The organism is Actinoplanes missouriensis 431 (assembly GCF_000284295.1).
Lineage (GTDB): Bacteria > Actinomycetota > Actinomycetes > Mycobacteriales > Micromonosporaceae > Actinoplanes > Actinoplanes missouriensis.
The window spans coordinates 6983153-7004549 of the sequence record NC_017093.1 but is presented as its reverse complement, the minus strand read 5'-3'; the positions used below and the strand labels follow the sequence as shown (position 1 = coordinate 7004549).

General features: G+C 71.2%; 15 protein-coding genes. 11 read left to right on the top strand and 4 right to left on the bottom strand.

Going from position 1 to position 21397, the window contains the following annotated elements; genetic code table 11:
* Positions 1–2 precede the first annotated feature (2 nt).
* The 4 genes from AMIS_RS32045 (at position 3) to AMIS_RS43040 (ending at position 3811) form a co-directional block, all read left to right on the top strand.
* The gene (locus AMIS_RS32045) at positions 3–1949 is read left to right on the top strand and encodes a purple acid phosphatase family protein (protein ID WP_014446612.1); all 1947 of its coding nucleotides are present in this window, start codon (positions 3–5) and stop codon (positions 1947–1949) included.
* Positions 1950–2013: 64 nt separating this feature from the next.
* A complete protein-coding gene (locus AMIS_RS32040) occupies positions 2014–3078 on the top strand; it encodes a WxL protein peptidoglycan domain-containing protein (RefSeq protein ID WP_014446611.1) in 1065 nt (354 codons plus the stop codon).
* Between the two features lie 27 nt (positions 3079–3105).
* Entirely contained in the window at positions 3106–3645 is a 540-nt protein-coding gene (locus AMIS_RS32035) for a GNAT family N-acetyltransferase (protein WP_041831500.1), read from the top strand.
* Between the two features lie 10 nt (positions 3646–3655).
* Entirely contained in the window at positions 3656–3811 is a 156-nt protein-coding gene (locus tag AMIS_RS43040; RefSeq protein WP_157435145.1) for a hypothetical protein, read from the top strand.
* Between the two features lie 43 nt (positions 3812–3854).
* On the opposite strand, the gene AMIS_RS32030 is transcribed toward AMIS_RS43040, so the two are convergent.
* Both AMIS_RS32030 and AMIS_RS32025 read right to left on the bottom strand, forming a co-directional pair.
* Positions 3855–6578, bottom strand: coding sequence for a carbohydrate binding domain-containing protein (locus AMIS_RS32030; protein WP_014446608.1), 2724 nt, complete (start codon positions 6576–6578; stop codon positions 3855–3857).
* 194 nt (positions 6579–6772) lie between these two features.
* Complete coding sequence (locus AMIS_RS32025) at positions 6773–7435, bottom strand: TetR/AcrR family transcriptional regulator (protein ID WP_231859135.1); 663 nt, start codon at positions 7433–7435, stop codon at positions 6773–6775.
* 95 nt (positions 7436–7530) lie between these two features.
* On the opposite strand from AMIS_RS32025, the gene AMIS_RS32020 reads away from it, so the two are divergent.
* Positions 7531–8955, top strand: a complete 1425-nt coding sequence (locus AMIS_RS32020; protein ID WP_014446606.1) for an MFS transporter — start codon at positions 7531–7533, stop codon at positions 8953–8955.
* A gap of 3 nt (positions 8956–8958) precedes the next feature.
* Here the strand turns inward: AMIS_RS32020 and pnuC are convergent, their stop codons facing one another.
* A complete protein-coding gene (pnuC, locus tag AMIS_RS32015; RefSeq protein ID WP_014446605.1) occupies positions 8959–9675 on the bottom strand; it encodes a nicotinamide riboside transporter PnuC in 717 nt (238 codons plus the stop codon).
* A 21-nt stretch (positions 9676–9696) separates the two neighbouring features.
* On the opposite strand from pnuC, the gene AMIS_RS32010 reads away from it, so the two are divergent.
* Genes AMIS_RS32010 through AMIS_RS31995 form a run of 4 tightly spaced genes read left to right on the top strand, consistent with a single transcriptional unit; the run spans position 9697 to position 17410 of the window.
* The gene (locus AMIS_RS32010; RefSeq protein WP_014446604.1) at positions 9697–10713 is read left to right on the top strand and encodes a magnesium transporter CorA family protein; all 1017 of its coding nucleotides are present in this window, start codon (positions 9697–9699) and stop codon (positions 10711–10713) included.
* Positions 10714–10758: 45 nt separating this feature from the next.
* A complete protein-coding gene (locus AMIS_RS32005; protein WP_014446603.1) occupies positions 10759–13743 on the top strand; it encodes an FtsX-like permease family protein in 2985 nt (994 codons plus the stop codon).
* The gene (locus tag AMIS_RS32000; protein ID WP_014446602.1) at positions 13740–16721 is read left to right on the top strand and encodes an FtsX-like permease family protein; all 2982 of its coding nucleotides are present in this window, start codon (positions 13740–13742) and stop codon (positions 16719–16721) included. Before AMIS_RS32005 ends, AMIS_RS32000 begins: the two co-directional genes overlap by 4 nt.
* Positions 16722–16744: 23 nt before the next feature.
* Positions 16745–17410 (top strand): ABC transporter ATP-binding protein, encoded by a 666-nt coding sequence (locus tag AMIS_RS31995; protein WP_014446601.1) that lies wholly within the window; start codon positions 16745–16747, stop codon positions 17408–17410.
* Here the strand turns inward: AMIS_RS31995 and AMIS_RS31990 are convergent.
* Positions 17388–18215 (bottom strand): ABC transporter ATP-binding protein, encoded by an 828-nt coding sequence (locus AMIS_RS31990; protein WP_014446600.1) that lies wholly within the window; start codon positions 18213–18215, stop codon positions 17388–17390. The genes AMIS_RS31995 and AMIS_RS31990 overlap by 23 nt on opposite strands.
* 46 nt (positions 18216–18261) lie before the next feature.
* Here AMIS_RS31990 and AMIS_RS31985 point away from each other — a divergent pair, with 46 nt between their 5' ends.
* Positions 18262–19200 (top strand): ribose-phosphate diphosphokinase, encoded by a 939-nt coding sequence (locus AMIS_RS31985; RefSeq protein WP_014446599.1) that lies wholly within the window; start codon positions 18262–18264, stop codon positions 19198–19200.
* Between the two features lie 61 nt (positions 19201–19261).
* Positions 19262–21301 carry a hybrid sensor histidine kinase/response regulator gene (locus AMIS_RS31980; RefSeq protein ID WP_231859134.1) on the top strand — a complete coding sequence of 680 codons (2040 nt, stop codon included), beginning with the start codon at positions 19262–19264 and terminating at the stop codon, positions 21299–21301.
* Positions 21302–21397: the final 96 nt, after the last annotated feature.

The window sequence follows — 21397 nt, the reverse complement described above, 5'->3', positions numbered from 1 at the left end:
CGATGAGAACCCACCTGTCCCGCCGTCGCCGTGCCGCCGCTGGCGCCACGGCCGCGGTCCTCGGCGTGGCGGTCGCCCTCGGCAGCGGACTGGCCTCCCCGGCCCTCGCCGCCGACCCCGTCACACTGAGCAGCATCGTCCTCGGCGTCGGCGCCAACGAGGCCCAGCGCATCGTGAGCTGGTACTCCTCGGCCGACACCGCCCAGTCGGTCCAGCTGGCGCCCACCGCCGACATCGTCAACGGCGAGTTCCCGGCGACCGCCGTGACCTTCGCCGGCGTCGGCGCCGCCAACATCGCCACGAGCGGCGGCTACAACCGGCACGCCACGGTCACCGGGCTCAAGGAGAACACCGCGTACTCGTACCGGGTGGGCTCGGCGGACGGCTGGTCGGCGGCGTACGCCTTCAAGACGCAGGACTTCGAAGGCGACTACGACTTCCTGTTCTACGGCGACCCGCAGATCGGCGCGTCCGGCAACCTCGCCAAGGACCAGGCCGGCTGGACCGACACCCTCGACGTGTCGCTCGCCGCCAACCCGAACGCGGAGATTCTGGTCTCCGGCGGCGACCAGGTCGAGACCGCCAACACCGAGGCCCAGTGGAACGCGTTCCTGGCCTCCGACAAGCTGCGCCAGTACCCGTGGGCCGCCACCATCGGCAACCACGACGTCGGCGGCAAGGCGTACGAGCAGCACCTGTTCACCCCGAACACGGACCGCTCCGGCGCCTACTACTCCAACGGCAACCCGGCGTCGAACACCTCCGGTGGCGACTACTGGTACATCTACAAGGACACGCTGTTCATCGACCTGAACAGCAACAGCTACGCCACCTCGCAGGGTGGCGGCGGCGACGCGGCCCACGTCCAGTACGTGACCGACGTCGTGAAGCAGCACGGCGGCGACGCCAAGTGGACGGTTCTGGTCTTCCACCACTCGATCTACACGGCCGCCGCGCACGCCAAGGACTCGGACGCGAAGGTCCGCCGGAACGACTTCCCGAAGACCTTCTCCGACCTCGGCGTGGACCTGGTGCTGCAGGGCCACGACCACGTCTACGCCCGCAGCTACCTGATCAAGAACGGCGCGAAGGCGAACCCGGACGAGAAGCCCGGCGCCGAGGACGTGTTCGCCGGTCCCGGCGGCGTCCTCTACGTGACGGCGAACTCCGCCTCCGGCTCGAAGTACTACGACATCACCAAGCCGGACGCGAGCGGCACCAACGGGCCCGACCCGCTGAAGCCGAACGAGTACTGGTACGACTCCGTGCAGAACCAGGAGCACGTCCGGTCGTACATCAAGGTCGGGGTCCGCAGCGACAAGCTGGTCGTGGAGAACGTCCGCAGCGGCACCTGCGCCGCCCCGAACGCCTCGGTCGAGCTGGGCAACTCGTGCAGTAACTCGGCGGACACCAAGGGCGTCGGCTCGGTCGTCGACAAGGTGACGGTCCACCCGTACCACGGTGACAACCAGGACATCCAGGTCAACGTCCCGAACGCCAAGCCGGGTGAGTTCGGCTGGACGATCGACGGATACAACGGCCTGGTCGACCTCGGCACCGCGGTCGAGAAGGACGGCGACTACTTCGCCGCCGCCGGCTCGATCAACCCGATCAAGGTGTCGGACAGCCGGCGCTCGCTCTCCCCGTGGTCGCTGTCGGCAAGCGTCGGCGACTTCAAGGACGCCGGCAAGACGTTCTCCGGCTCCTACCTGGGCTGGACCCCGTACGTCGCCGCGGCCGGCGCGGGCGCGAAGGCGGGCAACGCCGTCGAATCCGGTTTCGGCACCGACGGCAAGGGTCTCGCCGAGTCGCGGGGCCTCGGTTACGCGGAGCAGGGTCACGCCCGTGGCACCGCCCTGCTCAGCGCCGACCTGGACTTGAAGGTCCCGGCCGACGTCGCCAAGGGCAACTACCGCACCACCCTCACGATCACTGCGCTGAGCAGCTGATTCGTCCCCCGGCAGGGCGGTTCGCCCGCCCTGCCGGGGCTCGTCTCGTTTTAAGGATTCTCCGATGCGTCTTGCCGCCCTGTCCGTCACCGCCGCTCTCGTCGCCGTGCTCAGTCCCGTGCCGGCACCTGCCGGCGCCGCGGCCGCGGTTTCCCCGGCGGTTGCCCGCGCCGCCGAGGGGGATGTCACCTGGACGGTCCGGACCGGCTCCAACAGCTACGGCGCCGACCGGTCGAGCTACAGCTACGCGGTCAACGCGGGCGCCGCGGCCACGGACGCCCTGGTGGTGGCGAACCACGGGAAGGCGCCGCTCACGCTCGCGGTCTACGCCGCCGACGGGTACACCACCGGCGAAGGGCAGCTCGACCTGCTCACCGCCGACAAGAAGTCGGTCGCCATCGGCGCCTGGGTGCATGCCGGCTCCTCGACGGTCACGGTCCCGGCGGGTAAAGAGGCGTCGATCCCGTTCAGCGTGGACGTGCCCGCGAACGCGACACCCGGCGACTACGTGGGCGGCATCGTGACCTCGCTGTCGCAGGCCTCCGACCAGACCATCAACGTCGAGCGCCGCCTCGGCATCAAGATCAAGCTCCGGGTCGGCGGCGATCTCGTGCCCGGCCTGGCCGTCGAGGACTTCACGATCGACTACGCCGGTTCGGCGAACCCGTTCGGCACGGGCGACGCCACCGTCTCGTACACGATCCGCAACACGGGCAACGCCGTCGAGTCCGCCCGCCAGCAGGTCTCGATCGCCGGTCCGTTCGGCTGGCTGCGCACCGGCGCCGGCACCGTCGACTCCCCGCCGGAGCTGCTGCCCGGCGAATCCTGGAACGTCACGGTGCCCCTGCGCGACGTCTCGCCGGCCGTCGTCCTCACCGCCACCGCGGAACTGACACCGCTGCTCACCGACGCGTCCGGCTCGACGACGTCGCTGGACCCGGTGACCGCCACGGCTCACGTCTGGGCGCTGCCGTGGACGTTGACGGCGCTCCTCGTCGTACTCGTCGCCCTGATCGTCGCCGGTGTCGTGACCGGCCGGCGGCGGCGCGCCACGCGCAAGGACCGCGAGGACGAGCGCGTGCGCGAGGCCGTCGAGGAGGCGCTGCGCGAACGCAGCGCCGCGCCGTGATCCCGTCGGGTGCGGTACACCTGGTATGTGCCGCAGCTGAGTCGTCCCACCGGGCGTGTGCATCGATCGTTTATGGCCGCGATGGCCGAGTTCCGCGACGAAGGACGAGGTGAGCCCGCCGATCGCACCGTGATCGGCGACGAGTTGCGGGAGTTCGGGGAGCGCTGGGGGACGGCGGAGGGTTTCGCGGAGTACGTCCGGTGGTTGCGTGCGCAGTCGCTGGAGGAGTCGCCCCGGCCCGCCGGTCACGTGCCGTCGACGACGCTGTGGTGGATCCGGGACGACGAGTATCTGGGGCGGGTGGCGATCCGGCATCGGCTGACCGAGGTTCTGCTGGAGGTGGGCGGCCACATCTCGTACGACGTGCGGTCGTCGGCGCGGCGCCGTGGTCATGCGACGGCGATGCTGGGGGCGGCGCTGCCCGTGGCGCGAGGGCTGGGCATCACGTCGGCGCTGGTGATGTGCGACGTCACAAACGTCGCGTCGCGCAAGGTGATCGAGGCGAACGGCGGTGTCTTCGAGGATCAGCGTGGCGGGAAGCTGAGGCTCTGGGTGCCGACGTGTTGACGAACTCAGCTTGCGTGTTGACGCGTACATATTGCCTGTTGATGCGCTGCCTGTTGATGCGCTGCCTGTTGATGCGCTGCCTGTTGATGCGCTGCCTGTTGATGCGCTGCCTGTTGATGCGCTGCCTGTTGATGCGCTGCCTGTTGATGCGCTCGCGTTGAGTTGACTTGGTGCAAGTCAACTCAACGCGAGTCACCGTGATGCGAGCGTCACTGGAGATACGTCGTGTCGGCGCCTACCTTGCCCGGCGCCGGGTTGCCTGACTGCGAGAGCACATAGACCCGCAGATTCCCCTTCTGATTCAGGTTGATCGTCAGTGATCCGTTCGTCACGGTCTTCGTGTCGCCGGTGACCGCGTCGACATAGGTGCCGTTCGGGATGCCGCTGAACGTCGCCCCGCCGGACACCGTGATCAACGCGAAGCTGTCCACGCTTCCCGACGTGTACCGGCGCTTGTACGCCATGCCACCGCTGACACCCTCGGTCGAGTACTGACCCATCTGCAACGCCGGCACCGCGCGCCGGATCTGGTTGAGCCGCTGCAGATGCTTGACCAGCGGCTGGGACAGCGTCGTGGCGACTGCTCCACTCGCCGATCCGACCACCCCGAAGTCGCTCGCCGTGACGGTGCCGGCCAAATGTGTGCCGTAGTAGGCGCGACCGGTCGTCTCCAGGGGACACGACGGGCCGCAGTCGATCTTCTGACCCGCCTTGAACTCGATCTCCGAGCCGTAGTACAGCGTCGGGATGCCGCGGAACGTCCACATCAGCGTCATGTTCTCGGCCCACGCGTCCGTGCCACCGGCGTACCGGGTTGACGACTTGTTCGGTCCGTAGTCGTGCGAATCAACGTAGACCGTGTTGTACGTCGCGTCGTTCACCGAGTCGTCGGAATCCTTGCCGTTGGAGAACGCGTTCGGCGCATCACCGAAGTTCATGTGCATCCGCATGTCGATGATGTTCATGCCGGAGAACCGGCTGTGGTCCGGCGCGTGATACGTGTTGCCGGACAGGAACGCGTTCGTGCTGGTGGGCTGTCCACCCGTACCCAGATTGTTCTCGTAGTTGAATTGCTCGATCGCGGCTGTCACGTCGTCGGTGGCGTACTCCTTGCGTTCCTTCCAGGTGTAGAACTGCGCGGAATGGTTGACCGAGCCGCGGTTCCACTTGTCGTTCACGAAGGCGGCGACCTCGCCGAAGATGTAGAAGTCCTTGGCCTTGGCGGCTCCGTACTTCGCGGTGAGGTGTGCTTGCAGGGCCGGCAGGAACGTGCGGTTCCAGGTGACCCGCGGGATGTGCACGGCGGTGTCGACGCGGAAGCCGTCCACGCCCATGTCGATGTACTTCGTGTACGCGCCGATCAGGTAGTTCTGCACCGTCGCGTTCTCGGTGTTGAAGTCGGCGAGGTCCTCGTGCAGCCAGCACGATCGGGCGTCCTCGCCCTCCCAGTTACCGATCCAGCACTGGTGATAGAGATCGGACGGGAACATCTTGGCGGTCGGTGACGGCCATTGACAGTTGTAGAGCGCGTACCCCTCGCTGCTCTTCGCCCCGGTCGGCAGGCCGAAGTTCGGGCACGTGCTGCCGGCCGGCGCGGTGCTGCTCCACAGGTCGCCGTTGTACGTGTTGCCGGTGGCGTTCTCCTCCAGCGGGTTGTACTCCTTGCCGGCCACCTTCTCGCTGTAGTACCAGCTCCACTGGCTGTCCCGGACCCCGTAGACGGTCGGCGTGAACAGGCCCTTCGCGCCCCACCGGGAGCTGTGGTTGAACACCACGTCCTGATAGATCTTGAGGCCCTTGGCGTGCGCCGTGTCGATCAGATCCTGGTACGACGCGCCGTCCGACTCCAGTCGCGGGTCGACCTCGTAGAAGTCCCACCCGTGGTAGCCGTGGTAGTCATAATCGGACCGGTTCAGCACCACGGGCGTGATCCAGACGGCCGAGAACCCGAGCGCCTTGATGTAGTCGAGCTTGTCGACGAGTCCCTTGAAGTCACCGCGGAACATCGGGTCGTTGTTGGCCGCGTTCCCGGACTTGGTGTGCTGGCTGCCACCGCGGTTGTTGCTGCCGTCGCCGTCGTAGAACCGCGCGGTCAGCACGAAGTAGATGCTGTCCTTGCGGGGATCGCCACCGAGCATCGTCGCGGGAGTGGTGGGGCTGGGGGACGCCGACGTCGACGGCGAAACCGACGCGCTGGGGGAAGCAGAGGGCGAAACCGAAGCAGAGGCCGAAGGGCTGGGCGACGCCGCGCACGGTGACGCGGCGTTCCCGGTCACCACACCTCCGCTGACCGCGGTGACACCGGCACCCACCCGGTAGTTCTGCCCGCTGTTGTTGTCCCAGGCCCCCGAACCGTTCGTGAAAGTAGCTTGCAAGGCACTCGCACTGCCCAGGCTGACGGTCTTCAGCGCCCACCCGGTGCACGCCGTCTCGTTCATGACGACACCCGGCCCCGTCGTCCACGAGCCACCGGCCGGCGCCCAGTGCAGGTACGTCGTACCCCATCCGGTCCGGTAATAGATCTTGGCGGTGTTGGTGGTGCCGCAGGGGACCGCGGAGCCGACGGTGCCACCCGCGACGGTGACCACGCCGGTGCCCGCGAGGTAGTTGTTCCCGGCGTTGTTGTCCCAGGTCCCGGACCCGTTGTTGAAGGTCAGCCGCACCCCGGTCGCGTCACCGAGGCTGATCTCCTTGCGGAACCACCCGGCGCAGCCGTCGGCGGTCATCGCGACACCGGGCGCCGTGGTCCACGAGCTACCGGCCGGCGCGTAGTGCACGTTCACGGCGGTCCACGAGGTCGCCGGCTGGTAGTAGACGGTCACCGAGTTCGCCGCGAGTGCCGCCAGGGGCGGGAAGAGCACCAGCAGCAGGGGTACGGCGGCCAGTGCCGCCAGCAATCGTCGGCGATACCGGGGATGGGGATTCTCGGACACGGCAGAGCCTCCAACGTCGGGGGGACGGCGCTGTTTCAGGAGAGCGGCGGGCGTAATCCCGCGTTCACATTGGAACGGAAGCTAGCAAGTTCTTGCACATCTTGGAAGAGATTGCTCATCGCTTGGAAGATGATGCAGATAGATGAACGAAAAAGGCGGCCGTCCATGGACGGCCGCCGGGTGAGGGGGAGCGGTCAGCGTGAGGCGGCCATCGCCTCGACGCCGGCGATGATCAGATCGACGCAGAACGCGTAGTACCGGTCCACGTCGGGCACGTCGCCGACCGAGGCGGCGTACTCGATCATCATCGGGAAGCGGTCGGCCGGCAGCAGCGACATCCGGAGCCGTTTCTGCCGCCGCCACTCGGCGGCGTCCTCGGACGCCATGCCCGGCGGGCACCAGCCCGGCTCGCCGGCGACCAGGCCCATCGCGGCGTTGAGCAGGTGGGTGGCGATCCAGTAGCCCTCTTCGACGGTGAACCCGGCGTCCGACAACAGGGCGAGGGTGTCGTTGGTGGCCCGGCTGAAGCTCTCGGTCTGGGTCTTGTCGACCGCGTGCAGCAGGGTCGGCAGCGACGGGTGCTCGCGCATCACGGCGACCACCGCCTCGAACACGGTCCGCAGCCGTTTCTGCCACGGGTCGCCCGCCGCCGGGTCCGCGCGGACGGTGGCGAGCGCGTGATCGACGATCCCGAGCAGCAGCTCGTCCTTGTTCTTGAAATGCCAGTACAGCGCCATCGGGGTGACGCCCTGCTCCTTGGCGAGCCGGCGGATGGTGACCGCCTCCACGCCCTCCGCGTCGGCCAGGCGCAGGGCGCACTCGGCCACCGTCGCCTTGGTCAGTCGATCACCCGTCACTTGACAACCATACAACGTACAGGTCTCATGTACGACGTACATGTACGTTGTACATGGACGGTGTACATGAACGGTGGCAAAGGGGGAGTGGGCACATGCAGAAAAGATGGTGGGCGCTCGTAGCGGTGGCGCTCGGGACGTTCATGACGTATCTCGACAACAACGTCGTGAACGTCGCCCTGCCGAGCATTCAGCGCGATCTCGGACTGAGCATCGCCGGACTGGAATGGATCACCAGCTCGTACATCCTGGTCTTCGCCGGCCTGCTGCTGGCCGGCGGCCGGATCGCCGACGTGCTCGGCACCCGGCTCGCGTTCCTCGGCGGGCTGGTGATCTTCACAGTCGCCTCGGTCGCGGCCGGCCTGGCCGACAGTCAGGGCCTGCTCATCGGTGCGCGTGCCGTGCAAGGCGTCGGCGCGGCGCTGCTCGCGCCGGCCTCGCTCGCGCTGCTGCAGGAGCTCTTCCCGGACCCGAAGGAGCGCGGCACCGCGATCGGCGTCTGGGGCGGGGTGGGCGCGCTCGCCCTCGCGGTCGGGCCGTTCACCGGCGGTGTGCTCAGCGAGCACGTGTCGTGGGGCTGGATCTTCCTGATCAACCTGCCGATCGGCCTGGTGACGCTGGGCCTCACCCTGCTCAGCGTGCCCGCCGGGCACCGGCAGGCGAACGTCACCCGCGCCTTGCGGCGCCTGGACCCGGCGGGGCTGGCCACATCGTCTCTCTCCCTCTTCGCCCTCACGTACGCGTTGATCGAGGGTGACGCCGAGGGCTGGACCTCACCGCTGATCCTGGGATCGTTCGGTGTCGCCGCGGCGGCCGCGGTGGCGTTCCTGATCGTGCAGAACCGCAACGCCGATTCGATGGTGGAGCTGTCCTTCTTCCGTTCGCGGATGTTCACCGGCGGGCTGCTCGCGATGGGCCTGTGGGCGTTCGGCGTGTTCGGCATCTACTTCTTCATGGCGATCTACCTGCAGAACGTGCTCGGCTTCTCGCCCACCGGTGCGGGGGCGGCCTTCGTCCCGATGGCGATCATCACGGCTGCCGGAGCGGTCCTCGCGCCCCGTCTGGAAGCCCGCTTCGGCGTCGCCCGGGTAACCGCTTTCGGTCTGGCGGTGATGGCCGCGGCGATCGCCGGCATCGCGCAGTACGGCGAGGGCACCTCCTACGCCGACCTGCTGCCCTGGTTCGCGCTCTACGGCGTCGGCGGTGGCCTGCTGATTCCGCTCAGCACCGTGGTCGTCGACGCGCTGCCGCCCGGCCGCGCCGGGATCGCCTCCGGCATGCTCAACGTCTCCCGTGAGGTGTTCGGCCTGCTCGGCGTGACGGTGCTCGGCGCAATCCTGACCAACCGGTCGAACGCGGCCGAGGGCGCCGAGCTGCACCGGTTCCTGGAGGGCTACCAGTTCTCGCTGGTGGTGGCCGCGGTGCTGGTCGCGGCCGGGGTGCCGGTCAGCCTCTGGATGCTGCGCCGCGGCCGGACCGGCGCGCCCGCCGCGGAGCCGAAGGTCCTGGAGACGGTCTGAGGGTCAGCGGCGCGCCGCAGCCGGCTGCACGTCCGGCTGCGGCGCCGCCACGGTCCGCGAGATCCGCAGCCAGACGACGAAGCCCCAGATCACGAAGAGCGCGTAGACCGCGTAGAGGATCGCCGACGGGTAGTACCCGAAGTGGATCAGCTCGGGGACGCCGACCAGGTCCACGGCGATCCAGCAGAGCCAGAACTCCACCCAGCCGCGGGCCATCGCGTAGGTGGCCAGGATCGATCCCACGAAGATCCACGAGTCGGCCAGGTAGTACCACCACGGCACCGGGAATCCGGCGCCGATCTCCCGGAACACCACGAAACAGACGCCCACCGCGGCCAGCGCCACCGGGATGAGAACCATCCGTTGCCGGTGCCCGGCCCAGCGCGGGATCACCGCCGTGCCGTGGTCGCGCCGCCGGTTGCGCTGCCAGGCCCACCAGCCGTACACGCTGGTGGCGAGGAAGAACACCTGCCGTGCGGCCTGGCCGTACAGCGGGGTGCCCTGGTCGTTGCCGAGTGCCTGGCCCAGGAAGACGGTGAAGAGCAGCAGGTTGCCGACGATCCCGACCGGCCAGGCCCAGTAACTGCGGCGCAGGCCGAACAGCGCCGAGCCGAGGCCGAACGCGTTGCCGACGATCTCCCGCCAGTAGATGGCCTGATCGGCGGTCACCTGCCACTTGGCGTGGTAGAAGCTGCTCAGCAGCTGATCGATCCAGGTCACGGCTCACCATACTGTGGTGCGGTGAGCGAAACCCCCTTCCGAACTCGGCTCTATGCGCACGGTCACGTCGTCGCCGAGGACTTCCCGGTCGCCGAGACCGGCGAGCGGCTGCGCGCCGCGCCGGACGCGGTCGCCTGGATCGACCTGCTCAACCCGGATCAGGCCGCCCTCCAGACCGTCGCCGACGCGTTCCACCTGCACCCGCTCGCCGTCGAGGACGCGCTGCAGCAGCACGAGCGTCCCAAGCTGGAGCGGTACGACAAGCACCTGTTCATGAACGTCTACGCGGTCCGGCTGGAGGACCGGACGGCGCACAAGGTGGAGATCAGCGCGTTCGTCACGGAACGGGCGCTGATCACCGTGCACAAGGCGCCCGGTGACGTCGACGTGCTGGTGCGCCGGTGGGACGCGGACATCGAGCTGGGCGCGTCCGGTGGGGTCAACTTCCTGGTGTACGGCCTGCTCGACACCGTCGTGGACAGCCAGCAGAAGGTCGCCCGCACGCTCGACGAGGCGATGGACCAGGCCGAGGACGCGCTGCTGGAGGAGGGCGGCGCGCCGCGGTCGGTCCGGCTCTACGGGTTCGCGCTGCGCAAGGCCCTGTCCGCGCTGCGCCGCGCGGTCGCCCCGATGCCCGACGTGGTCCGGCGAGCCGTCCAGGCGGACATCGGGCACGGGGCCGAGGAGAGCGCGCGAGCCGGCGACCCGGCTGACGGGGAGCGGCTCCGGCCGTACTACCGGGACGTCGAGGACCACGCCCAGCAGACGTTCGAGCTGATCGAGCACTCGCTGACCCGGATCAACGAACTGCTCGACGCCGACCTGGCCGAGCAGAGCAACGTGCTCAACGAGGTCACCCGCAAGCTCGCCGCCTGGGCCGCGATCATCGCGGTGCCGACCGCGCTCACCGGGTACTTCGGACAGAACCTGCCCTACCCCGGATACGAGCAGCCGTGGGGCTTCGTGATCAGCACCGTCCTCATCGTGGTCTCCGCCGCCGGCCTCTACGTCTTCCTGAGAAAACGCGGGTGGCTGTAGGTTTGTGAGCTGTGTAACGTCCCCCGGAAAAGCGGGGGTGCATCAATGCTCATGCTCGTCGTCAGCGCCGTCCGGGCCCGGACGGCGCAGGTGCTGACGATTCTGCTGCTGGCCGCCGTGGCGTCGGCCGTCGCCGTGGCCGGCCCGTGGTACGGCTTCGCCGCCGCGGGCAGGGCGGCCGAGGCCGACCTCAGCGCGTCCCGGGCGGTCGAGCGCATCGTCTCGGTGCGCACCGGCGCCGACACGCAGGGGCTCGCCGAGGAGGCGCTCACCCGCTTCGCCGGCGACGTCCGGCGTCAGCTGCCGCCGGAGTTCGGCGACCCGATCACCGGCCTCACGGTCAGCCTGAGCGCGAAGATCGCCGCCGCCCCGGTGGGCATGTCCGTGGCGTACCGGGACGAGTTCTGCGCCAACGTGCGCCTCGAGGGCCCGTGCCCGAGCCGCGCGGGCGAGGTCGCGATCAGCCACGAGGCGGCGCAGCGGCTCGGCGTCCGGACCGGCGACCAGATCTCGCTGACCAGCTCGGTCACGAACAAGCCGCTGCCGCTGCGGGTCGTCGCGCTCTACGCCCTGGCCGACATCTCCGGGCCGTACTGGGCCGGCGAGATCTTCCGCACCCAGACCCAGATCGACCCGGCCTTCACGGTGCTGGAGACGTTCGCCACGCGGCAGCTCTGGAACACCACCATGGTGTACGACGCGGTGCTCCCCGTCTCGCTGATCCGCGGCGACGGCGGGTACGACCTGGCCGGCGCGCTGGCCGCCGCGGACACCCGGATCACGCTGACCCGGTTCCGCCTGCAGACCAACGCGAAACCGCTGCTGGAGATGGTGGCCCGGGACCGCGCCACGATCCTGCGCGGAGTGCGCTCGGCGGGCCTGCAGACGCTGGTGCTCACCTGGTTCGCGATCGGCCTGGCCGGCTGGTACACGCTGCGCGACCGCCGGGCCGACACCGCGCTGCTCAAGCTCCGCGGCGCCGGCCGGTTCCGGATCCTGCGGCTGGCCTGGGGCCAGCATCTGGTGCCGCTGCTGATCGGCGCGGCGATCGGGATCCCGGCCGGATACCTGTTGGCGCGCTGGCTCGCCGGCGACGTGGAGGTCGCGCCGGACCGGCAGGCCGCGCTCACCCAGTCGGCGATCACCGTGGCCGCCGTGCTGCTCGGCAGCCTGGCCGTGCTGGCGGCGGTCGAGGCCGTGATGCTCAGCCGGCCCGTCACGGCGCTGCTCAGCCGGACCGCGCCGGCCCGCGGCGACTGGCGGTCCGCGCTCGCCGACCTGCTGCTGATCGTGATCGCCGGGGCGGCGCTGTACCAGGCCCGCAGCGGCGGGCCCGCCGACGGGCTGGCGGTGGTCGCGCCGGCGCTGATCGCCCTCGCGCTCGGCCTGCTGCTGGCCCGGCTGCTGCGCCGGGTGGCCGGCCGGTCCGGCGCCGCGGCGCTGCGCGGCGGCCGCCTGCGGTTCGGTCTGGCCGCGCTGCAGTTCTCCCGCTCGCCCGGCGCGGACCGTGTGTTCGCGCTGGTGGTGGTCGCGGTGGCGCTCTTCGTCACGGCGGGCGGGGCGTGGCGGGCGGACCGGGTGGCCCGGGCCGAGCGCAGCGCCGCCGAGCTCGGCGCGTCCCGGGTGCTCACCGTGGAGGCGCCGAACCGGACCGCGCTGCTGCACGCGGTCCGCACCGCCGACCCGGAGGGAAGGGCGGCGATGGCCGTCGTGCGCAACCGCAACGACGACAACCTCGAGATCCTCGAGGTGGACAGCGACCGGCTCGCCGCGGTGGCCCTCTGGCGCCCGGAGTACGGCCCGGTCACCGCGCTGCGCGAGGCCGTCGGCACCTCGGCCCGCCCGGCGCCGCCGGTCATCACCGGCGACCGGCTCAGCGCCGGGGTCCGCCGGGACGGGACCGCGCCGGTCCAGCTCACGCTTCACCTGCAGGACGAGGTGACGGGCGTGCCGGTGACCGTCGGCTTCGGCACGCTGCGGGCGGGGGAGCAGACGGTGACCGCGCCGGTGGACGGCTGCGCGACCGCTGCCGGCTGCCGGATCGTGCGCTGGGAAGTGACCACGCCGCCGGATCGGACCGGCCGCACGAAACCGCCGCCGAAGGGCTCCGCGGTCACCCTGCGCACGCTGTCCGGGCTGGACGCCGGGATCCTCGGCGACATCGCGCGCTGGCGGCCCGGCACGAACGGCGCGAACCTGAACCTCGCGGCGGACGGCGGCGGCCTGCGGATGACACCCGACGAGAACGCGACGGAGCTGAAGCTGATCGGCACGTCGGCGTACGCGGCGGACACCCCGATGCCGCTGCCGGTCGTGCTGGCCGGCGCCGCCCCGGACGGCTGGCGCTACGACGACCGGATGCTCGAGTCCTACGGCCCGGCCGCGCCGGTGCGGATCGCCGGCGCCCCGCCCGGCCTGCCGATGCTGGGCCGGTCCGGCGCGCTCACCGACCTGGACGCGGTGCGCCGCCTCGCGGCCGACGCCGACGCCGGCGGCGAGTTCCAGGTGTGGCTCACCGCCTCGGCCCCGCCCGGGCTGATCCCCGCCCTGACCGCGGCCGGTGTGTCGATCGCCGGCGACCAGACGGTGACCGGCCGCGCCGCCTGGCTGGGCGCTCAGGGCCCGGCCGCGGTGGTGCGGTTCGCGCTGCTCAGCGGCTTCGCGGCGTTGCTGCTGGCGGCCACCGTGGTCGCGGTGGCGGCCACCGTCGACAACCGATCGCTGGGCGTGCAGCTGCGGGCGCTGCGGACGCAGGGCCTGCCGGTGCGCACAGCCGTCTCCACCGGGTACGCCGGCACCGCCGCCGTGCTGCTGGCCGGCCTCGCCACCGGGGCGCTCGCCGCGGTCCTCGCGGTCCGGTACGCCGGTAGCTCCCTGCCCCCGTTCGCCGACGGCTGGCAGGTCCTGCCACCGCCCGAGCCACTCACCTCGGCCGCGCTCGTGGTCGCCGCAGTCCTGGCCCTGCTCGTCCTCGGCCTCTCCGGGCTCTTCGCGGTGCTGCCGCTGGTCAGAACGCTGAGGAAACGATGATCTCCGTCCTGCTCGCGATGATCTGGTCCCGGCGCGGCCAGGCCGTCACCCTCGCCGTCCTGGCGCTGATAGCGGTCGCCTCCGCGGTCGCCGCCCCGGCCTACCTGCTCGCCGTCGAGCGGGCCGTCGCCCAGGGCCAGATCGAGACGGCCGAGCTCGACGAGCTGCGCCTGGTGATCCGTGCCGCGAACGACTACCAGGTCGCCGCGCAGTCCGGCGAGGTCGTCCGGATCACCGCCGCGGGCAACGCGCTGGACCGGATGACCGGCTTCTCGTTCGTCTACTCCGAGGAGATGCCCACGCTGGGGCTCGAGTCGACGAACTCCTACGCGTCCCGGCTGGTCTTCCGGCAGGACGTCTGCGACCACCTGGTGATCCTCACCGGGCGGTGCGTCTCCGGCGAGGGCGACGTCCTGCTCGGCGAGCAGAGCGCGAAACGGCTGAAGGTGGGGGCCGGTGACACGTTCGTGCTGCGGACCGCCCGGGTGGACGGCCGGAGCCAGCCGCCGTTCTGGCAGCCCGAGGGCGACCCGAAGACGTTCACGGTGGCCGGAACGTACCGGGTGCCGGATCCCTCGGAGATCTACTGGGGCACGCACGGCTACTTCATCAGCGGTCCCTTCATCGGACCGGGCGAGCCGCTGTTCACCACCGACACCAGCCTGAACTCGATCGTGCGATCCACCTCGCTGGAGGCGATCGACGGGATCGCCGCACCCGGCACCCTGCACATCGACCGGCTCGACGCGGTCCGTGCCGAGCTCGCCGAGCTGGAGAGCGTCACCGACGCGGTGCCCGGCCTCAACCTGGACACCGGCATCCCGCAGCTGTTCGAGCGGATCGAGAGCGGCCGGGCCGAGGCGCGGCTGCTGGTCCCGGTGCTCGCCGTTCCGCTCGTGCTGCTCGCCTGCTTCAGCATCTATCTGACCGTGGGGCACGGCGCGGAGGGCCGGCGGGACGAGATCGCCGTGGTGGCGCTGCGCGGCGCCCGCTGGTGGACCCGCTGGTGGCTGGCGACCGGGGAGAGCCTCACCGCGGTGCTGGCCGGTGCGCTGGCCGGCTGCGTGGCGGGCCAGCTGCTGGTGAACCTGGTGGCGGCGAGCATCTTCCAGGGCGCCGGCGCCGATCCGGCGCTCTCCTCGCTGCGGTACGCGCCGGCGGCCACCGGGACCGCCCTGGCCGCCGCCCTGCTGGCCCAGCGCCGGCCGCTGTTCAGCCCGGTCTCGGCCCTGCTGCAGCGGACCACAGGCGGCCGCCGGCCGATCCCGGTGATCGAGGCGGTCGTGGTCGTCCTGGCCGTGGTCGCCGCCGCCCAGCTCTACCTCGCCGACGGCTCGCTCGACGGCCTCGGCTCGTTCGCGCCGGCCCTGCTCATGCTGGCCCTGGCCCTGCTCACCGCGCGGGCCGTGCTGCCGCTGGTCAGCCGGTACGCCGGGCGTGCCCTGCAGCGCGGCCGGCTCGGCGCCGGGCTGGCCGGCCTCCAGCTGTCCCGCCGTCCCGGGGCCGGCCGGCTCTTCGCGCTGCTCGCCGCGTCCGCCGCGGTGGCCGGGTACGCGACCTGCGCGGTCGACACCGCGGCGCAGGTCCGGGACGTGGAGGCGCGGCTCGGCACCGGGGCGCACCGGGTGATCACGCTCGAGCGGATGCCGCGCCGCCAGCTGCTCGACGCGGTCCGCCGGGCCGACCCGGAGGGACGGTTCGCGATGGCCGTCGCCGAGCTGCCCACCGGCGGCAGTGCCGGCGTCCCCGGACTGGCGGTCGACTCCGCCCGGCTGCCCGCGGTGGCCTACTGGACCGATTCCGGGCCGAGCGCCGCCGAGGTGGCCGCGCGGCTGCACCCGTCGGCGCCGGAACGGCCGTCCTTCACCGGTGACGAGATCGTGGCGGAGGTGACCACCACCGAGGTCGCCTCCGACCGGCGGCTGCGGCTCGCGATCGCGCTCTCCTCCAAGATCGGGCTGGGCGAGACGGTCGTGGAGATCGGCGTGCTGCGCAACGGCCCGGCGCGGTACCGGCAACCCCTCTCGTTCTGCGCGAAGGGCTGCTGGGTCAACGGGATCGGCATCTCCGGTCTGGGCCGGGCGACCGAGACGACCGGGACGATCGAGGTCCGCGGCCTCAACGGGATCAGCTTCGGTGGCTGGTGGGCGGCACAGAACGCTCAGGTCACGAACAGTCCCACCCTGACCGTCAAGGCCAATGTCCGGGCCGCGCCGTCCGGCACCGCGTGGATCCGGCCGCCGGCCACCGCCGATCCGCTGCCGCTGGCCGTGGCCGGGGCCGGGCCGCCGGCCGGGGTGCTCACCAGCCTCGGCGGCGACGCGATCCCGGCGGCCGCGATCGCGCGGTTGCCGGTCGTGCCGATGGCGGGGCGGAACGCCGTACTGATGGATCTTGATCTTGCGGACCGCCTGGCGGTCGATGCGCAGCCGGCGCAGGCGCCGCAGGTGTGGCTCGGCCCGGATGCGCCCGCGGACGTCCTCCAGCGGCTCGCCGACGAGGGCCTCGTGGCGTCCGGTGACACCAGCGCCGCGCAGGTCCGCGAGCGGCTCGACCGGCAGGGACCCGCGCTCGCCCTCACCTTCCACGTGCTCGCCGGAATCCTCGCCGCGCTGCTCGGGGCCGGCGCGCTGGTGCTGACCATCGCGGTGGACCGCGGGCGGCGCGCCGGTGACCTGGCCGCGCTGCGGGCGCAGGGTCTGCCGGGCCGGGTGGTCCGGCGGGCGACGCTCTGGACCTATCCGGTGCTGGTCGGGTTCGCGGTGCTGGTGGGCCTGCTGGTCGGGGCGGCGACCTGGTGGCTGACCGGCTGGTCGCTGCCGCTGGCCGGGCTGACGCCGCCGGATCTGCCGGCCCCGGGCACGCCCCGGCCGGCGATCCTGCTCGCGGTGGCGGCCGCGGTGCTCGCGCTGTTCGTGGCGGTCGCCCTGGCAGGCGGGCGTGACCTGCGTAAACGCACAGAAAAGGGACCCGAGTAGGGCGTACCGGAAAGGGGTTTGCCGTGACGACGTTGACGGTGGAGACGGCGGAGTTCGCCTATGGCGGGGGCGAACCCGTGCTGCGGGGGGTGACGGTGACCGCCCGGGCCGGCGAGCTGCTGGCGGTCACCGGGACCTCCGGCGCGGGCAAGACCACCCTGCTCAGCGCGATGGCCGGACTGCTCGCGCCGCGCACCGGGACGGTGGGCGTGGACGGCGCGCCGCTCGGTGACCGGGACCGGGCCGTCGCGCGCGGTGTCGTGCTGATCCCGCAGGAGAACGGGCTCGCCGCGATCCTCACCGCCGCCGAGAACATCGCGGTCGCGGTGATCGCCACCGGCGGCACCCCGGCCGACGCGCGGCGGCGCACCGCCGAGTCGCTGGAGGCGCTCGGGCTCTCCGGCCAGGCCGGGCAGCTGATCGACGAGCTCTCCGGCGGTCAGCAGCAGCGCACCGCGATCGCCCGGGGCCTGGCGCTGCGGGCCGAGGTGCTGCTCGCCGACGAGGTGACGAGCGAGCTGGACGCGGCGAACCGGCAGAAGGTGCTCGACCTGCTGCGCGCCGAGGCGGACCGGGGCGCGGCGGTCGTGCTGGCCACCCACGACCCGGACACGGCGGCGGCCTGCGACCGGGAGCTGCACCTGGCGGACGGGACGGCGACCTGGGTCAGGAACCCGGGATCAGCGTGACCTCACCGTCCACGTTCTGCACCGTGAAGAGCGTGCCGGGCGGGTAGGAGCCGAGCACGTCCGGCGGCAGCTGAACGGTCCCGTCGCCGGCGACCACCGCGAAGTCCTGGCCGTCGCGGCCCTCGGCGCCGACCCGGCCGTCGCGGATCGTCACGGCCCGCCCGAGCCGGGCGCCCACCTCGTTGTCGTGGGTGACCACCACGATCGTGGTGTGCCGCTCCCGGTTCACCGTCTCCAGCGCGTCCAGCACCTCGTCGCGACCGGCCGTGTCGAGGCGGCTGGTCGGCTCGTCCACCAGCAGCAACCCCGGCCCGGCCGCGATGCCGACCGCGAGCGCGGCCCGCTGACGCCCGCCCGGGGTGAGGTCGGCGAGCCGCCGGCGGCCCTGTCCGGGCAGACCGACCAGATCGAGGATGCGGTCCGGGTCGTCGAGCTGGATGCCGCGGGTGTGCGCGGCGCGGCGCTGGGCCAGCCAGATGTTGCGGTGCAGCGACGCGTACGGCAGGAGGTTGCGCGCCGCGCCCTGCAGGACCACACCGATCTCGGTTCCCCGCAGCCGGGAGATCTCGCCGTCGGAGAGCTTGCCCATGTCGTAGGTGCCCACGTTGATCCGCCCGGCGGACGGCCGCATCAGCCCGGCCAGCAGCGCGATCAGCGTGGACTTGCCGGAGCCGGACGGCCCGACGAGGGCGAGCGTCTCGCCCGGCGCGATGGAGAGGTCGACGCCGGCCAGCGCGACCACGTCGCCGGCTTCGGCGCGGTAGATGTGCACCACTCGGCGGCAGGCTACGGCCAGTCCGTTCATGACGCCCAAACTAATCAACGCGCGTCGTTATGAATAGGGTGTCCCCGTGCGTGACATCGCCGTTTTCACCGGATCCGCCCATCCCGAACTGGCTGCCGAGATCTGCGAGCAGCTGGACGTGCCGCTGCTGCCGACCCGGATCTCCCGGTTCGCCAACGACTGCATCGAGGTTCAGCTGCAGGGCAACTGCCGGGAGAAGGACGTGTTCCTGATCCAGCCGCTCTCCCCGCCCACCCAGGAGCATCTCGCCGAGCTGCTCTTCATGCTCAACGCCGCCCGGGGCGCGTCGGCCGGCCGGATCACCGTGGTCCTGCCGCACTACGCGTACGCCCGCAGCGACAAGAAGGACGCCCCGCGCATCTCGATAGGCGGCCGCCTCGTCGCCGACCTGCTCACCACCGCCGGCGCCGACCGGGTCCTCGCGATGACCCTGCACTCACCGCAGGTGCACGGCTTCTTCAACATCCCGGTGGACCACCTGCACGCGCTGCGCGAGCTGGCCGACCACTTCCGTCGCTACAACCTGGACAACGCCGTGGTGGTCTCCCCGGACCTCGGCAACGCCAAGGAGGCCGCCGCGTTCGCCCGGATGCTCGGCATCGAGGTGGCGGCCGGCGCGAAGCAGCGGTACGCCGACGACAAGGTGGTGATCAGCTCGGTGATCGGTGAGGTCGCCGACCGGGACGTGATCGTGCTGGACGACGAGATCGCCAAGGGCAGCACGGTCTTCGAGCTGCTGGCCAGGCTCCGCGAGCGCAACGTCCGCAGCGTGCGGGTGGCCTGCACGCACGGGCTCTTCGCGGCCGACGCGGTGCAGCGGCTCTCCGCGGAGAAGGAGATCGAGGAGATCGTCTGCACCAACACGGTGCCGATCCCGATGCACAACCGCACCGACAAGCTGACGATCCTGTCGGTGGCGCCGGCGCTCGCCGAAGCGATGCGGCGCATCCACAACGGCGAATCGGTGAGTGCGTTGTTCGGCTGAGATTTGGTGGTTTCGGCCGCGCGACGCTGGCCAAACGCGAATCATGACCCACATGGGTGTCATGGCTTACCCCCTCCGGTACGCGCTCGCCGACCTCGCCCTGGCTCTCAGCCGAGCCGGGGCCAATCCGGCCGAGGTGCGTTCCACGGCCGCCCGCGCCGCCGCCGACATGATCGGTGACGGCGCGGGCGTGCAACTGCTTCGCGACGACGGCCGATACGAGGAGATCTCCTACCACCACCTCGACAACGAGCGGTCCGGTCCGCTGGCCCGTGCCCTGAACCGGGCCGGGGAGACGCCCGACGACAAGTACTCCACCACCCTGGCCGCGAGCCGCCGCCCGATCGTGCTCGCCGGTGACTCGGCGGCCGAGCTGGCCGCTCCCGAGCTGAGCATCACGGCCGCCGTGCTGTGCCCGGTGATCGTGGACAACACGTACGCGGGCTTTTTGATCCTGACCCGGCACACCCCGGACGCCTTCTACTCCACACCCGAGGTGGAACTGGCCCGGGACATCGCCGGGGAGCTCTGTCTCGCCGTCTCGGCGGCGCGGGCCCAGGAACGGCTGAAGGCCGCCGAGGAGCGGTACCACCGGGTCCTCGAGACGATCCCGGAGGGTGTGCTGCAGCTCGACCCGGACGGCGTGGCCACCTATGCGAACGAGCCGATCGGCGTGGTGCTCGGCATGCCCCGCGCCGAGCTGATCGGGGTCTCGCTGCGCGGCTTCCTGGACAACGTCGGGCAGAAGGAGCTGGACCGCCGGATCGCCGAGTGCAAGACCGGCCGCTCCACGGTCGGCGCCACCCGGCTGATGCGGGCCGACGGCTCACGGCGCAGCGTGCGGATCAGCATGATGCCGATCCGCGACGACCACGGCGAGTTCGCCGGCGTGCTCTGCATGATCACCGACACGACCGACCACATCGACGCCCGTGGCCTCAAGCGGCAGCTCGACCATCTGCGCCGGCTGGACAGCCTGGGCCAGCTGATCGGCGGCCTGTCGCACGACTTCAACAACCTGATGACGGTGGTGGCCGGCTCCGCCGACATGATCCTGACCGGCACCGAGGAGGACGCGCCCGCGCACCAGCTGGCCAAGGACATCCTGGACGCGGTGGCCACCGGCCGGACACTGACCCATCAGCTGCTCGCGTTCGGCCGCAGCGAGGGCAACCGGCCCGAGGTGATCCCGATCCCGGACCTGCTCACCGACGTGCAGTCGCTGTTCAGCCGTACGCTCGGCGAGCGGATCGGCCTGGACCTGACGTTCGGCCCGGACGTGTGGCCGGTGAAGGCCGAGCGCGGCCCGCTGGAGCAGGCGCTGGTCAACCTGGCGGCGAACGCCCGGGACGCGATGCTGCACGGCGGCATGGTCCGGGTGACCGCCACCAACGAGGTGGTCGAGCCCGGCCAGTTCGCCGCCGAGGGCGCCCCGGCCGGCAAGCTGGTGCATCTGGTCGTCACGGACACCGGCACCGGCATGGAGGAGGAGGTCCGCAAGCGGGCCCTGGAGCCGTTCTTCACCACCCGTCCGACCGCGGCCGGCCTGGGGCTGGCCACCACCGCCGGCATCGTGAGCAACCTGGGCGGGCACATCGAGCTGGAGTCGCAGCCGCGGATGGGCACCACCGTGCACATCTACCTGCCGGCCGCCGAGGAGCGCCCGGCCACCGCGGGCGAGGGCCGGACCAAGCAGGCGGTGATCGGCCGGGTCCTGATCGTGGAGGACCAGCCGGACGTCGCGCAGCTGGTGCAGCGGCTGATCGCGCCCGCCGGGTACGAGATCGCGGTCGCCACGGACGCCCTGACAGCGGTCACGCAGGTCGCCTCGGGAGCACGCCCGGACCTGCTGATCACCGACGTGGTGATGCCGACGATGACCGGCCCGGAGCTGGCCGGCGCGCTGCGCACGCACCAGCCGGATCTGCCGGTGCTCTACATGTCCGGGTACTCGGCGGCGTCGCTCGGGCCGCAGCTGCACCTGGACGACAACAGCATGCTGCTGGAGAAGCCGTTCACCCGCTCGACGCTGCTCGGCGCCATCCGGTCACTGTGTGGTCCCCAGCCCATCCGTCAGAACGAGGTGCCTCCGCAGCAGTAACGCTAAACCGGCCTTTCGGGGCGAATCTCCGCGTTCGGGTTGCAAGATTGGTGGGACAAAAAGCATCATTCCGGGGCATTACTGCCGTCGTCGTCG